The sequence below is a fragment of the Paenibacillus sp. ATY16 genome (assembly GCF_003399985.2).
Classification (GTDB): Bacteria; Bacillota; Bacilli; order Paenibacillales; family Paenibacillaceae; genus Pristimantibacillus; species Pristimantibacillus glycanilyticus.
Map to the genome: position 1 here is coordinate 1 of NZ_NMOK02000037.1, position 14821 is coordinate 14821.

Annotated in this window: 11 protein-coding genes and 2 riboswitches; of the genes, 6 read left to right on the forward strand and 5 right to left on the reverse strand. The window is 53.0% G+C overall.

What is annotated here, in order from left to right:
* Nucleotides 1-365: 365 nt before the first annotated feature.
* The 5 genes from CFI03_RS20315 to CFI03_RS20335 all read right to left on the reverse strand — a co-directional run bounded on the left by CFI03_RS20315 (nucleotide 366) and on the right by CFI03_RS20335 (nucleotide 4129).
* Nucleotides 366-533 (reverse strand): hypothetical protein, encoded by a 168-nt coding sequence (locus CFI03_RS20315; RefSeq protein WP_248759041.1) that lies wholly within the window; start codon nucleotides 531-533, stop codon nucleotides 366-368.
* 104 nt (nucleotides 534-637) lie between these two features.
* Nucleotides 638-1432, reverse strand: coding sequence for a phosphonate ABC transporter, permease protein PhnE (phnE, locus tag CFI03_RS20320; protein ID WP_248759042.1), 795 nt, complete (start codon nucleotides 1430-1432; stop codon nucleotides 638-640).
* Nucleotides 1429-2244: a phosphonate ABC transporter, permease protein PhnE gene (phnE, locus tag CFI03_RS20325; RefSeq protein ID WP_283094636.1), complete on the reverse strand. Its 816-nt coding sequence runs from the start codon at nucleotides 2242-2244 to the stop codon at nucleotides 1429-1431. Before phnE (CFI03_RS20325) ends, phnE (CFI03_RS20320) begins: the two co-directional genes overlap by 4 nt.
* Nucleotides 2241-3014 carry a phosphonate ABC transporter ATP-binding protein gene (phnC, locus tag CFI03_RS20330; protein ID WP_248759043.1) on the reverse strand — a complete coding sequence of 258 codons (774 nt, stop codon included), beginning with the start codon at nucleotides 3012-3014 and terminating at the stop codon, nucleotides 2241-2243. Before phnC ends, phnE (CFI03_RS20325) begins: the two co-directional genes overlap by 4 nt.
* A 116-nt stretch (nucleotides 3015-3130) precedes the next feature.
* Nucleotides 3131-4129: a phosphate/phosphite/phosphonate ABC transporter substrate-binding protein gene (locus CFI03_RS20335; RefSeq protein ID WP_248759044.1), complete on the reverse strand. Its 999-nt coding sequence runs from the start codon at nucleotides 4127-4129 to the stop codon at nucleotides 3131-3133.
* A 172-nt stretch (nucleotides 4130-4301) separates the two neighbouring features.
* On the opposite strand from CFI03_RS20335, the gene CFI03_RS20340 reads away from it, so the two are divergent.
* The 6 genes from CFI03_RS20340 (at nucleotide 4302) to atzF (ending at nucleotide 14775) form a co-directional block, all read left to right on the forward strand.
* A complete protein-coding gene (locus tag CFI03_RS20340; RefSeq protein WP_248759046.1) occupies nucleotides 4302-5879 on the forward strand; it encodes a bifunctional metallophosphatase/5'-nucleotidase in 1578 nt (525 codons plus the stop codon).
* Between the two features lie 208 nt (nucleotides 5880-6087).
* Nucleotides 6088-6193: riboswitch (guanidine-I (ykkC/yxkD leader) on the forward strand.
* A gap of 115 nt (nucleotides 6194-6308) precedes the next feature.
* A complete protein-coding gene (locus CFI03_RS20345) occupies nucleotides 6309-7661 on the forward strand; it encodes an APC family permease (protein ID WP_248759049.1) in 1353 nt (450 codons plus the stop codon).
* Nucleotides 7662-7759: 98 nt separating this feature from the next.
* A riboswitch (guanidine-I (ykkC/yxkD leader) is annotated at nucleotides 7760-7881 on the forward strand.
* Nucleotides 7882-7921: 40 nt separating this feature from the next.
* Nucleotides 7922-8641 (forward strand): urea amidolyase associated protein UAAP1, encoded by a 720-nt coding sequence (locus CFI03_RS20350; RefSeq protein ID WP_248759050.1) that lies wholly within the window; start codon nucleotides 7922-7924, stop codon nucleotides 8639-8641.
* Between the two features lie 38 nt (nucleotides 8642-8679).
* Nucleotides 8680-9330, forward strand: a complete 651-nt coding sequence (locus tag CFI03_RS20355; RefSeq protein WP_248759051.1) for an urea amidolyase associated protein UAAP2 — start codon at nucleotides 8680-8682, stop codon at nucleotides 9328-9330.
* Between the two features lie 28 nt (nucleotides 9331-9358).
* Nucleotides 9359-13006: an urea carboxylase gene (gene uca / locus CFI03_RS20360; protein ID WP_248759057.1), complete on the forward strand. Its 3648-nt coding sequence runs from the start codon at nucleotides 9359-9361 to the stop codon at nucleotides 13004-13006.
* The gene (atzF, locus tag CFI03_RS20365) at nucleotides 13003-14775 is read left to right on the forward strand and encodes an allophanate hydrolase (protein WP_248759061.1); all 1773 of its coding nucleotides are present in this window, start codon (nucleotides 13003-13005) and stop codon (nucleotides 14773-14775) included. Before uca ends, atzF begins: the two co-directional genes overlap by 4 nt.
* The last annotated feature ends 46 nt before the right edge of the window (nucleotides 14776-14821 follow it).

Genomic DNA, 14821 nt, shown 5'->3' on the forward strand with positions numbered 1-14821 from the left:
GGGTAACCGCCGCCGCAGCCGCCACCCCAACCGCCTACAAATCCGCAACCGCAGACGATGATCACCAGCAAGATGAACAGCACAAGAATTGAACCAACATGGTTAAAACCATGGCCAAGTCCTGACATAATTCACAACACCTCCTTACGTCTGGATATACTTTACTATATGAGCGAGAAGCGGATGTGCTTGGGTATTTGCCTCGGAGGCATTTAACCAATTCCATTTGCCCCTCCGGTACAGAGGTAACGGGTGGATAATCGCCATGCACAGCAAACAGAAGACCCGCAGAGGGGTCTTCTGTCTGCTGCATCTATTTAAAGAATTACATTCATCAGCATGCATGGAGGCAGTAACTGCATGGATTAGTAGTAACCTTTACCTGTACCTACGCCTCCAACTCCCGGGTAACCGCCGCCGCAGCCGCCACCCCAACCGCCTACAAATCCGCAACCGCAGACGATGATCACCAGCAAGATGAACAGCACAAGAATTGAACCAACACTGTTAAAACCATGGCCAAATCCTGACATAATTCACAACACCTCCTTACGTCTGGAGTATTCTTCAATATATGTGGGTGGAGGAGATATGCTTGGGTATATGCCCCTCGGGTACAAAAGCCGGGCTAAGCCAATTACACAAGCTTTCTCCGGATCGCGCCGGAGATAAGGTCAATGACGGTAATCATGACGATTATCCCAAGCAGAATAATGCCGACACGGTCCCAATGCCGCGTGCTTAAAGCGAAGATGAGCGGCGTACCGATTCCTCCTGCTCCGATAAAGCCAAGGATGGTCGCCGAACGGACGTTAATTTCGAACCGGTACAACGTATAGGACAAAAAGCTTGGAAGCACTTGCGGCAGCACGGCAAACCATAATTGCTGGAAGCGATTGGCGCCGGATGCAAGCAGGGCTTCGGAAGGACCGCGGTCGATGCTCTCGATCTCCTCGGCATACAGCTTGCTAAGCATGCCGACGGAATGAATGCCAAGAGCAAGAACGCCTGCGAACGAGCCCGGACCTACGGCTTTGATGAAGAGGAGGGCCATAACCAGCTCGGGGAAGGTGCGCACAAAGCTCAGAACAATCTTTCCCAATCCGGAGACCGTCCGGAACCTGCTCATATTTCTGGCCGCCCAGAAGGCAAAAGGAAAGCTGACCACCGCAGAAATAATCGTTCCCAGAACGGAAATAGCGAGCGTATCCAGCAATCCCCGCAGCAAATCCTCCCCGTCCGGCAAATAAACATAATCCCAATCGGGCTCAAAAAGTCCCGTTAAGATGGATTTCATAATGGTTCCGGCGGTTTCTTTAATGCCTGTAAAAGGCACGCCGCTAAAAGCCCAGATGTATACGGCGAGAACGGCGACATAGACCAGCCAGCGATAGGGATTTTTTTTCGGCTTTTGAAGGATGATGTTATTCATAACAGTCGCTCCCTTAGCTTCGTGCTGGCATAGTCGATGACAAGAACTACCGCAAGCGTAAAGAGGATAATGACGCTTGTCTTGTCGTACTCCAGGAAGCCAAGCGTTGCTTCGTAATATAGACCGATGCCGCCTGCTCCGACCAGACCCAATACGGCGGCGGCACGGACGTTAATCTCGAAGGTATAGAGCACAAAGGACATAAAATTAGCCTGGATTTGCGGTACAACGCCGTACACGATTTTTTGCGCAAAGTTGCCTCCGGCGGCCGTTAAGGCTTCAAGCGGTCCGTGGTCGATTGTTTCAATCAGCTCGTAGGTCAGCTTGGATATGAGGCCAACCGAGAATACGGTCAAAGCCAATATCCCGGGAATGGGACCCAAACCAAAGACGGACACGAAGATCGCGGCAAGAAGCAGGTCCGGTACCGTGCGAACCAGATTAAGAAGAAACCGGGACGGATAATAAAGCCAACGGGAACGCGTCAGATTAGCCGCGCAAAGCAGGGAAACGGGAATAGACAATATGGCGCCAATCGTTGTGCCGATCAGGGCCATGCGGATCGTTTCCAGCATGCCGTGAACAATGTTGTCGAAGTAGCTCCAGCGCGGCGGGAACATTTCCTTCAGCAGATCCCACATATTGGGCATGCCGGTAATAAGCTCGGGAAGGGAGGCTTCGGTTTGTTTGCTGCTTGCCCAGAGCAGAACAAGAATCAGAACGATGGTCAAATAATGCTTGATCCGGCTTGGCGGCTTCGGACGCGCGGACTTTTCGGACGCGAGGGGCTTCGTATTCACGCGAAGACTCATACGACGACCTCTCCAAGCAGTTCATCCCGCTGGGGCGGACGGCCGTAAATTTCGGCGAACCGTTCATCCGTCGCTTCCGATACGGGACCGTCAAAGACGACCTCGCCTGCGCGGAGGCCGATAATCCTGGTGGCATACGTTCTGGCCAGATCGATGAAATGGAGGTTCACAATCGTCGTAATGCCAAGCTCCATATTGATCTTTTTCAAATCGTCCATGACCTGTTTGGTCGTTAGAGGATCAAGGGAAGCGACGGGCTCGTCGGCCAAAATGATTGTTGCTTCCTGGGCCAGAACGCGGGCAATCGCGACACGCTGCTGCTGGCCGCCGGACAGCTCATCCGCGCGGGAATACGCTTTTTCCATAATATTGACCCGGCCAAGCGCTTCAAAGGCTAGATCGATATCCTTCTGCGGGAATCTGCCGGTTAAGGTCCGGAGGGTAGAGTGATAACCAACCCTGCCGGCTAATACATTGCGCAGGACGGAAGATCTTTTGACCAGATTAAAGCTTTGGAAAATCATGCCGATATCCCGGCGGATCAATCTCAGTTTTTTCCCTTTCGCTTTCGTAATCGATTGGCCGTTGATCAAGATATCGCCTTCGGTAATATCATGGAGCCGGTTAATCGAGCGGAGGAGGGTGGATTTGCCGGCGCCAGACAAACCGACAATCGCGATAAATTCTCCTTCTTGAATGGTCAAGTTGATATGGTTTAACCCTTTGGTCTGGTTCGGGTAAATTTTCGATACTTGGCGAAGCTCGATCATGGGAACCCATCCTTTTAGAAAGTTTCGGTAACGGGACAAGCCAGCACAAGCCGCGGGCGGCGTTGTACTGGCTTGTTCGATGCCTTAGTTGGCGTCAGTTGACGAAGACCGGAGGACTACTCGGTTTTTACTTTTTCGTTGTATTGGCGTACGATGTCAAATACGCTGTCATCCGATTTTACATAGCCCTGGTGCGAGTATACGTCGAAAATAATTTGGTGACCTTCCGGGTCAGTGCCGATGTCGATGAAAGCTTGCTGAATTTTGGCGACCCAATCCGCATTCATGTCCGAACGAACGCTGATGGTATCGTTAGGAATAGGTTCCGTGAAAGTAAGAACGCGGGTATCTTCAAATACTTTCGGATAATCCTTCGACACGAGCGTGCGTGCATCCTGGAAAATCGCAGCTGCATCCACGTCGCCGTTCAGAACGGCGAGAACGCCTTGGTCGTGGCCTTTTACGGTAACCGGTTGAACGTCCTTCAACGGATCAAGACCCGCGTCCATCAGCGCGGCTGCCGGCCATACGAAACCTGCGGAGGAAGTCACGTTCTGGTAAGCGATTTTTTTGCCTTTCAGATCCGCAACCGTTTTGATTGGCGAATCCTTCTTCACGATAATCATGGATTTGTAGCTGTCTACCAGCTCCGTAGTAGGAGCGCCGGTAGCGTCGTCTACGCCAAAGCGCTGCGCTTGCAGCATAACTTCAGCCGCGCCTTTTTCTTTCGCGAGTACGTAAGCTGTTGGCGGCAGGAAGCCTACGTCTACTTTTTTCGAAGCCATAGCCTCGATGATCGTGTTGTAGTCGGTCGATACGCTGACTTTTACCGGAATGCCAAGCTTATCGCCGAGCAGCTTTTCAAGCGGCTTTGCTTTCGCTTCAAGCGTATCCGCGTTTTGCGAAGGAACGAATTGGACAGTCAATTCCGTTGGCACGTAACCTTCCGGAGCTTTGCTTTCTTCCGGCGTGGACGGATCGGTTGATGCTTCGTTCGACGGGCTTGCAGCGTTCGCAGCGTTGTTGCTTGCGTTCGAATTGCTGTTGTTACCGCAGGCGCTAACGAGTAAAGCGAGCAATAACAGTGGTAAAACGATCAGATGCAGTTTCTTCACTTCCAAAACCCTCCAAAAATTTCTATATTTTTAATACTTGTCCACTATAGGTAATCTCTATTAACGGAAGGTCAATGGCGGGATAAGTATTTGTAAATACGCCTAAAGGCATATCTTGGCGAATAGGGCTCTGTTACAATAGCGCTTATTGAAAGGAGAGGAAGACCTGACAGTGGAAAGTGAGAAAATGAGATTCGTCATCCTGGTTACCAGCGATATTCACGGCTATATTCAACCGGTCGATTACCGGACAAGAGAAGAGATTCATTCCGGACTTGCCAAGCTGGCTACGCTTATTAAGGAAGAGAGAGCGAAGTGTCCGAATCTGTTGCTTATCGATAACGGAGATATGCTGCAGGGCTCGCCATTCGCCGCTTACGCCGCAGCGCATGCTTCCGGCATTCATCCGTGCATTGAAGTGATGAACCGTCTTCGATACGATGCGGCCGTACCTGGGAATCATGAGTTTAATTATGGATTCGAGACGCTGAAGCATGCTGCTCTTGCCTCGTGTTTCCCATGGTTATCATCCAATATTTTATCGAAGGAGTCGGGAGAAACGGCTCTCGGACAGCCATATTTAGTGAAGCGGGTAGAGGACAAGCTGAAGGTAGTCATTCTTGGGGCTACGACGCATTATATTCCTCATTGGGAGAAAGCAAGTCATATTATCGGACTGCAATTCCGGGATAGTCTTGAAGCTGTCAAAGCATGGGTCGCCTACATACGGGAGCATGAGCAGCCGGATCTTCTTATTGTCAGCTATCATGGAGGCTTCGAACGCGATTTGGCTAATGGCGAAGCTACCGAGCGGTTAACCGGGGAGAACCAGGCTTACGCGATGTGCACGAAGGTCCCGGGCATTGATGTATTGATTACCGGGCATCAGCACCGCTTGATCGCGGAGGAGCTGAACGGAGTGCTCGTCGTGCAGACGGGAAGCAATGGACAAGCCCTTGGACATCTTGCAATTGAGTTTGAGCATAACGAAGACGGCTGGCGAATTGTTTCAAAGGCGGCCCGGCTGCTCAAGCCGGAAGCGGATACTGCGGCGGATAGGGAGGTAGAGGCCCTAACCGGGGCTATGGAAAGAAAGACGCAGGAATGGCTGGACCAGCCCATTGGAACGACGGAAGGGGACTTGTTCGTACGCGATCCATTTGAATGCCGCAGGGCACCGCATCCCTTTGTGCAGTTTATTCATCAGGTACAGCTTGAGTCGACAGGCGCGGAAATATCAGCTGCGGCTTTGCTTAGCGAAGAGTCCAAGGGCTTTGGAGCTGTCATTACGGTCAGGGATGTGCTGTCGGCTTTCGTATACCCAAACACGTTAACGGTTCTTCGGTTAACCGGGGAGGATATCCGCATGGCGATTGAACAATCTGCGGCTTATTTCGATCTTGGCACGGATGGAAAACCAGGCATCAGCGATGCGTATCTTCAGCCTAAAGCCCAGCATTACAATTATGACATGTGGTCGGGGATTGAATATGACATTAATCTATCATTTCCTGTTGGCAAACGCATTACTAAGCTTTCCCGGAGTGGCGAGGAACTCCGCATGACGGCTGAATACTCGGTAGTTATGAACAGTTACCGCGCTGGGGGCGGAGGAAACTTCGATATGTTCCGAGGGAAGCCCGTTCTCTTTGAAGGGGCGGAAGATATGGCCGATTTAGCGGTTGGGTATATTCGGTCGAAAGGCCGGCTGACGGCCTCGGAAGATAGGAATTGGCGATTAACGTGGTAGGAAATAGAAAGAGGGCCGCTCTTCTATCGAAGAGTAGTCCTCTTTTTTCTATATTAAAACGAAGAGAAAATGCTTATATGTGAACAAATCGAACATCATCTCAAATAAATTTGAAAAAGGGGCTTGAAAAACCAAATTTACATGTTATATTAAATAACATCAAGTTGAAACGAAGAATGTAAGCTTACATTACGCGAGCAACTGAATAGCCATTGTTCTCTAGGGTTCCGCAGCAATCTATTCCGCTGGTCTGGTCCGAGAGAGGACGCACGGCCAACAGGCTGTGTCCACGGAGGGAGAAAAGCCCGGGAGGATATGAATAATATCTTCCCGCGGCTTTTTTTATTCTCCGGATCGAAACGCGTTCTGCCGCCTAAGGACGGCAAGCCGTTTTACCTTGTTTGTCCAGAGAAAGGGAGGAGTATGGAGATGAAACAAGAAATTACGCTGCGCCAATCACTTACGCTTGTTCAGGTCGTCGCGCTTGGCTTGGCCTGGATGACGCCAATGATTTACTTCTCGGTATTCGGAATCGCTTATGACGCTTCGAAAGGGATGATTACGGAAGCCTACTCGCTGTCCATAGTAGCGATCTTCTTCACGGCGTACAGCTACAGCATTATGGCCAAGATCTTCCCGGGTTCCGGTTCCTCTTATACTTATGTTAAGAAATCGATGCATCCTATTCCGGGCTTTACGGTAGGATGGGCGATTCTGCTCGATTACTTGTTCTCCCCGATCATTGCCTGCCTGACCTTCGGCATTTACCTGAATGCTCAATTCCCAGCGGTTCCGGCCTATGTGTGGATCATACTGCTGAACATCATTTTGGCGGTCGTCAACATCGCGGGCATTAAATTCTCCGCCAGCTTAAGCAAGCTGTTTGTTCTCTTCCAGATCATATTTATCGCTTTGTTCTGCGGCTATTTGATGAAAGGCTTGAATGGCGTGCATGACGTTGTGCTGCCTTTCACCCACATGGATGCCGGATTATCGACGCTGCTTGCCGGCGCTTCGCTGATCTGCTTCTCATTCCTTGGCTTCGATACCGTATCGACGCTGTCGGAGGAAACGATCGACGCGAAAAAGACGATCCCAAAAGCCATTATGCTCATCATTCTGATTGCGAGCATTCTCTACATTACAACATCCGTCCTGATTCAGGTGAGATATCCTAACCTGACCTTTAATAATTTGGATGCAGCAGGCTTTGAGCTGATGAAGCTTGCGGGCGGGGCGGCGTTAGGGGCTATATTTACGACCGTCTTGATATTTGCCATCTTCACGCAAGGGCTGACTTCCGTGACGAGCGTATCCCGGTTGATGTATGTGCTTGGCCGCGACTCGATTCTGCCGAAAAAGTTTTTCGGAGCCCTGCATCCCAAATACCGCACGCCGGTTAACAATATCGTGCTCGTATCCGTCATTTCTCTGCTTGCTTTAGTTATCAGTCTGGATATGGCCGTTAAGTTCGTAAGCTTTGGCGCATTAACCTCGTTTGCTTTTGTTAACCTTTCTGTCATTGTGGAATGCTTCATCAAACGCAAACAGCGTTCCCTTAAGCAAACGTTCCAATATTTGATTTTCCCTCTAATCGGAGCGTCGTTCATTATTTGGCTGATCACGCTGCTTGATTCTCAAGCGCTGCTTCTTGGCTGCATTTGGCTCGTTTTCGGCGTTACTTATTATCTGTTCCGCACAAGAAAGCTGCGCGCGGCGGAAATGAAGCCTTCAGCACCAATCTTTCCTTCATCAGCAGCGATCGAAACGGAATTCAAATAATTTTTATGTAATGTATATTGACAGGGAAAATCAATCCACTTATACTTGGGCTATGTTAGAAATCATTACATCTGAATAAGTTCCGGAATAGCCGGAGCGAAAAAGCTGTCTAGGGTTCCGTTGACGGGTAAACGTCAAGTCTGGTCCGAGAGACGGCGTATGGCGGAAGCTTATCGAAGCAGCCGGCCATATGACACGGAAGGACAAAAGCCTGGGAGATCATTCTCCCGGGCTTTTTTTATTCAAAGGGGGACATAACGATGAGCAGCATTTGGAAAACATCGATTCGCGCCGGGGAGAAATGGTCTGGGACGGTAAGCAAAGGCAGACGGATTCGTTTTACGGCTGAGGAAGCAGGCGCGAACCTGTCGATTATGCTTTTTAACGCGAAGGATTTGACGGAGCGCTACAACATGCCGGATTCGCTCAAGGCGCAATACACCGCGCATTTGACGAAAGGCCATACACTTATGAGCGATAACGGAAGAGTGCTTGCAAGCATCGTGGAAGACAGCCTGGGCTGGCATGATACGATCAGCGGCTACACGACAAGAGCTCTTACCGACCGCAAGTACGGCAAGACGACCTACCAGGAGCTCCGGAATGAATGGCTTCGGTCCGGGCAAGAGAACTTCGCTGTTGAACTGACGCGTAACGGGCTTGGCTTAAGGGATATGTCGCCTGTTGTGAATTTGTTTTCCAAGGTTTATGTGGATGACGATGGGCAAATGCATTATGAGCTTGGTCATTGCGAGGCCGGTGCATCCGTTGTACTTCGCACGGAAATGGATGTTCTCATTGTCGTATCGAATACTCCTAACCCGCTGGATCCAAGAACGGAATACCCGGCCGTACCGGTTGGCATTGAAGTATCCGCAGCCGAACCGGTGACCGAGGATGATTATTGCTTGAACTTCAGATCGGAGAACCGCAGGGCGTTCGAGAATACATGGAGCTACTATCAATTGCTGGAACTCTAATAGACGGAATATTACGAAAAGTTGAGGAGGATACACCAATGGGAAGCTTTAACCGGGTAGAAAGCACGCGCTTGCCTGAGGCGGCGATATATAACGAGGTAGTACTGGCAGGGGATGGCTGGATGCATGATCTGGAGCCTGGTCAAGTGCTCCGCATCGTGGATCTGGAAGGGAATCAAGCGGCTGATACGTTGTTCTTCGATGCGGATAATCCGGAGGATCATTACAGCGCGGTTGCTACGATTACGAATCAGCAGAACATTTACCTGACAACGGGTTCGGTCCTGCTTGCCGAATCGGGCAAAGAGCTGGTGAGGATTGTTGCCGATACATGCGGCCGGCATGACACGGTTGGGGGCTCCTGCTCCGCGCAGAGCAATACAGTCCGTTACGCCCATGAAAAGCTGCACATGCATAACTGCCGGGATACGTTTATGCTGCAGCTTGCACAACGCGGCGAGCCGTACAACAAGCGCGATTTGGCGCCAAACGTCAACTTTTTCATGAATGTGCCGGTTACGCCGGAAGGCGGCTTGAAATTCGATGACGGCGTCTCCTCGCCGGGAGCTTACGTGGAAATGCAATCCGTCGGTCGGACTGCCGTGCTGATCAGCAATTGTCCACAGCTTAATAATCCGTGCAATGCCTATAATCCGACGCCGATTCGCGTCTTGATCTGGAACGAATAGCCATCTTGGGAGAAGGGGAGAGATTACGATGTTTACAAAAGTACTGATTGCCAACCGGGGAGCTATTGCGGTTCGAATTGAAAGAACCCTTCGCAAAATGGGCATTGCCTCCGTTGCCGTATATACGAAAGCCGACCAAGACAGCCTCCATGTGGATATGGCGGATGAAGCGGTGCTTCTGGGTGAAGGGCCGGCGAAGGAAAGCTACCTGAACGCGGATCTCATTCTGCAGATTGCGAAAGACACCGGTGCGCAAGCGATCCATCCCGGTTACGGCTTCCTGAGCGAAAACGCGGATTTTGCCCGCGCATGCCGCGAGAACGGCATTGCCTTTATCGGACCTACTCCCGAGCAGATGGAAGCCTTCGGCCTGAAGCATTCCGCACGCGAGCTGGCCGAGCAAGCCCATGTTCCGCTCCTGCCGGGTACTCCTCTTCTGACCGAGCTGGATGAAGCTGTTGCTCATGCAGCCGAGATCGGCTATCCCGTTATTCTGAAGAGCACGGCCGGCGGCGGCGGAATCGGCATGCGGGTGTGCGACGATGAAGAAGCGCTGCGCGCTGCCTTCGATAGCGTGCGTCACCTAGCGGAAGCAAACTTCAAGAACGGCGGCATGTTCCTCGAGAAATATATTGCGAAAGCGCGCCATGTGGAAGTGCAGATCTTCGGTAACGGCAACGGCGAAGTTGCAGCCCTCGGCGAACGGGATTGCTCGGTGCAGCGCCGCAACCAGAAGGTTGTGGAAGAAAGCCCGGCTCCGCAATTCCCGGAGGAGGTGCGGGCTGAAATTCTTGCCTGCGCGAAGCGCCTTGCGGCCGTGGCCGGTTACCGCAGCGCAGGAACGGTTGAGTTCCTGTACGATCCTTCGAGCTGCAAATTCTACTTCCTTGAAGTAAATACCCGCCTGCAGGTTGAGCATGGCGTTACCGAGGAAGTGCTTGGTCTTGATCTCGTGGAGTGGATGGTGAAGGAAGCAGCGGGAGAGCTGAACGGCTTGGAAGCCCTTGTTCCGGTGTCCAAGGGTCATAGTATTCAGGCCCGTATCTACGCGGAGGATTGCCTGCAAGGATTCCGTCCAAGCGCGGGCCAGCTGGATCAGGCGTTATTTTCCGGCGAAGCGCGTACGGAAACTTGGGTTCGCGATGGCATTACAGTAACGACGCTGTACGATCCGATGCTCGCTAAAGTAATCGTGCATGGCGAGAACCGCGAGGATGCCATTGCCAAGCTGAAGCAGGCATTAAACGAAACACGCTTCTATGGCATTACGACAAATCTGCAGTATGTTCAGGCGCTGCTTGACGAGAAGCAATTCGTTTCAGGCGATGTATATACCCAGCTGTTAAACGGTTTTGCCCCGGCGGAGTCCGCGCTTGAAGTACTGGACGGCGGCGTTCAGACGACGGTTCAGGACTACCCGGGCCGGGTTGGCCATTGGGATGTAGGCGTGCCGCCATGCGGACCGATGGATCCGCTCGCTTTCCGGATCGGCAACAAGCTGCTTGGCAATGCCGATGAGGCGAGCGGTCTTGAACTGACGCTGCGCGGCGGCTCCTATAAATTCCGCGAGAGCATGCTGTTCTGCGTTACCGGCGCCGATATGAAGCCGGTTCTGGATGACGAGGTTATTCCAATGTACACACCGGTAAGAGCGGAACGCGGACAAGTGCTTAGCTTCGGAGAGTCGGAGGAAGGTCTGCGCACGTACCTGCTGATCGAAGGCGGATTAGATATGCCGCTTATTCTGGGCAGCGCGGCAACCTTTACGCTAGGCGGCTTTGGCGGTCATGGCGGACGCGCGCTGCGAACCGGGGACGTTCTTGGCGTGAACCGTAAACAAGGAACGGCTGTGAGCATAGTGAAGGAGCCGCTTCCTGCGAAGCTGCAGCCGGCTATTTCCCGCGAATGGACGATCGGCGTTATTCCGGGGCCGCATTGCACAAGCGAGTTTTTGAAGCCGGAATATCTGGAGCAGCTTGCGAATACAAGCTTTGAGGTTCACTTCAACAGCTCGAGAACCGGGGTGCGCTTAATTGGTCCTGCTCCGCTGTGGGAGAGAGAAGACGGAGGGGAAGCGGGGCTTCACCCGTCCAACATACACGATAATGCCTATGCGGTCGGAACCCTTGACTTGACCGGCGACATGCCGATCCTGCTTGGCCCGGACGGTCCCAGCCTTGGAGGCTTCGTCTGCCCGGTAACGACGGCATCCGCCGAGTTCTGGAAGCTGGGTCAGCTCCATCCCGGCGACAAAGTACGATTCCAGCTCGTTACGTTGGAAGAAGCCGAAGAGCTTCGCAAGCAGCAGGAGGAACTGCTGGATGCGATTGAGAAGGGTCATGCCAACGAGCTTCAAGCTGGCGGATTGCCGGCGGTGCATGCGGCCTTCTCGCCGGAGTATCCGGTTCTGTACCGCGAGGAAGCAGGGCGCAAATTCCCGATTACCATCCGCTGCAGCGGCGACGAGAATCTGCTTGTCGAGTATGGTTCCTTGGAGCTGGATCTTCTGCTTCGCTTCCAGGTGCATGCCCTTGTAGAAGCTATCCGGGAGAGCGGCGTTATTCCGGTGCTAGATCTGACGCCGGGCGTCCGTTCGGTGCAGGTGCATATTGACGCCGCACGGATGAGCGTCCGCGAAGCGGCCAAACAGCTGCTTGCTATTGACAGCAGCCTGCCGCCGCTCGAATCGATCCGCGTTCCGTCCCGTATTGTCCGTCTTCCGTTGTCTTGGGATGATCCGGCTACGCAGCTCGCGATTGACCGTTACCAGCAGAACGTTCGCCCGGATGCGCCTTGGTGCCCGAGCAACCTGGAGTTTATCCGTCGCGTGAACGGCCTTGACAGCATTGACGATGTTCAGCGCATTGTATTTGACGCCAGTTACTTGGTGCTTGGTCTTGGCGACGTTTATCTCGGCGCTCCGCTGGCTACGCCAATCGACCCGCGTCACCGGCTTGTTACAACGAAATACAATCCGGCCCGCACCTGGACACCGGAGAATGCCGTTGGCATCGGCGGAGCTTATATGTGCGTATACGGCATGGAAGGGCCAGGCGGCTACCAGTTTGTTGGCCGTACTATCCAAATGTGGAATAAGCTGCGCTCGACGGAAAGCTTCAAAGCCGGCAAGCCTTGGCTGCTCCGCTTCTTCGACCAGATTCAATTCTACCCGGTTACGGCCGAGGAGCTGCTGCAGCTGAGGGAGGATTTCCCGCGCGGCAGATTCGAAGCGGATATTACGGAAACAACGTTTGACCTTGGCGAATACCTGCAATTCCTGGATAGCATCGAGGAGAGCGCGGATAAGTTCCGAAGCCAGCAGCAGTCAGCTTTTAATGAAGAAAGAGATCGCTGGAAGGAGCTTGGACTTGCCGAGTACGTGTCGGAACAGGATTCGGCGAAGCCGGTTAGCGACGAAGAGCTGCCTTCCGACGTGGATGCGATGAAATGCTCCATGCCGGGCAGCGTATGGAAAGTGCTTGTAAACCCGGGCGATTCCATCAAGAAAGGCGATTCCCTTATTATCGTAGAATCGATGAAAATGGAGTTCTCGCAAAATGCTCCGTTTGACGGCATCATTCATTCCGTGCATGTCAAGCCGGGTGACGGCGTTAATGCCGGCCAATTGATTGTTGGCATTTCGAAACTAGCGGAAAGAGAGCTGACCCGCATATGAGCGAATTCCAATCGGTAATGACCATTTCATGGCTGCGCGAGCAATATACGAACGGTACGCTTACGCCTTCGCAAGTCATTCAATCCATTATTGATCGTGCCGAGGCCGATCGAGATAAACATATTTGGATCACGCCGCCGTCGCTCGCATACATCCAGCGCTACCTGGACCGGTTGAATGAACTGGACATGGCGTTGCTGCCGCTGTGGGGGATCCCGTTTGCGGTAAAAGACAACATCGACGTTGCCGGCATGCCCACAACGGCCGGCTGCGAGGAATACTCGTATCTGCCTTCGGAGCATGCGGCAGTCGTGGAACGTCTTATCCATGCAGGCGCAATCCCTGTCGGCAAAACCAATCTCGACCAGTTCGCAACCGGACTGGTCGGAACCAGAAGCCCTTACGGCGATACGCATAACGCGCTGCGTCCGGAGCTCATCAGCGGCGGCTCCAGCTCCGGCTCGGCCGTAGCCGTCGCTTTGGGGCAAGCGGTATTTTCCCTAGGCACGGATACGGCCGGCTCCGGCAGAGTGCCTGCCGCGCTGAACAATCTGGTTGGCCTAAAACCAAGCGTTGGAGCATGGCCGAGCAAAGGAGTTGTTCCGGCTTGCGAGAGTCTGGACTGCGTGACTGTATTTGCCCATACTCTCGAAGATGCGGAGCTGGTAGACCAGGTTGTCCGCGGTATTCAGCCGGATGATCCTTGGTCGAAGGAGATAACGGTTGGCGAACGCAAGCTTCCTGCGAAGCTGCTTCTTCCTGATGGTCCCCTGACCTTCTATGGTCCGTTTGCCGACTCCTACCGGGCGGCTTGGGAGAAATCCGTAAACAACCTGGAGGCTCTTAAGCTTCCCGTTGAATATGTAGATATTCAATTGTTCCAAGCTGCGGCCGCCTTATTATATGAAGGTCCGTGGGTGGCCGAGCGCTGGTCGGCGCTGGGGAGCTTTATTGAAGCCCATCCGGGTGTTACGTTCCCGGTAACGGAAAAGGTACTCCGCGGCGCGACTAAGCCGGAGTTTGACGCGGCATCCGTGTTCACCGCCTTTCACAAGCTGCAAGGCTACAAACTGGCGGCTAAAAAGCTTCTGCAAGACGCGGCGCTCGTCATGCCGACAGCAGGAGGAACGTGGACGCGCGAACAAGTGGCGGCTGACCCGATCAGCACGAATAGCGCGATGGGGCTGTATACAAACCACTGCAACCTGCTCGATTTGAGCGCGCTTGCCGTTCCTTCCGGCGCTGCGGCTACGGATTTGCCGTTTGGTATTACGCTGTTTGCCGCATCTGGTGAAGAAGGCAGGCTGTTCCAATTGGCCGAGGCGATTCGTGCGGCGCAAGAACCACAGCCAACTACGCTTGTGGCCGTCTGCGGCCTGCATATGAGAGGTCTGCCGCTAGAACGCCAGATGCTGGAGCATGGAGCCGTTTTTGTCCGCGAGGACCGGACGTCGCCATCCTATAAGCTGATGAAACTGCGGACGGTACCGCCCAAGCCGGGGCTTCTGAAGCTCCCGCAGGGCGGAGCATCCATTGAAGTAGAAGTATGGGAGATGCCGATTGCGACATTTGGTGCTTTTACGGCTGCTATACCGGCGCCGCTTGGGATTGGCAAAGTCGAGCTCTCGGAAGGAAGCATCGTGCCAGGCTTTATATGCGAGGCTTACGGAACGGTTGATGCCGAGGACATTACCTCCTATGGAGGCTGGAGAAAAGCGCTTGCCGCCATAGCCGAAGCGAAGGCTGAAGCTGCGCTGCAGCTGGATTGACTCCAAGAATAGCCAACGATTAAAATTTAAAAAGACAGACGCACTT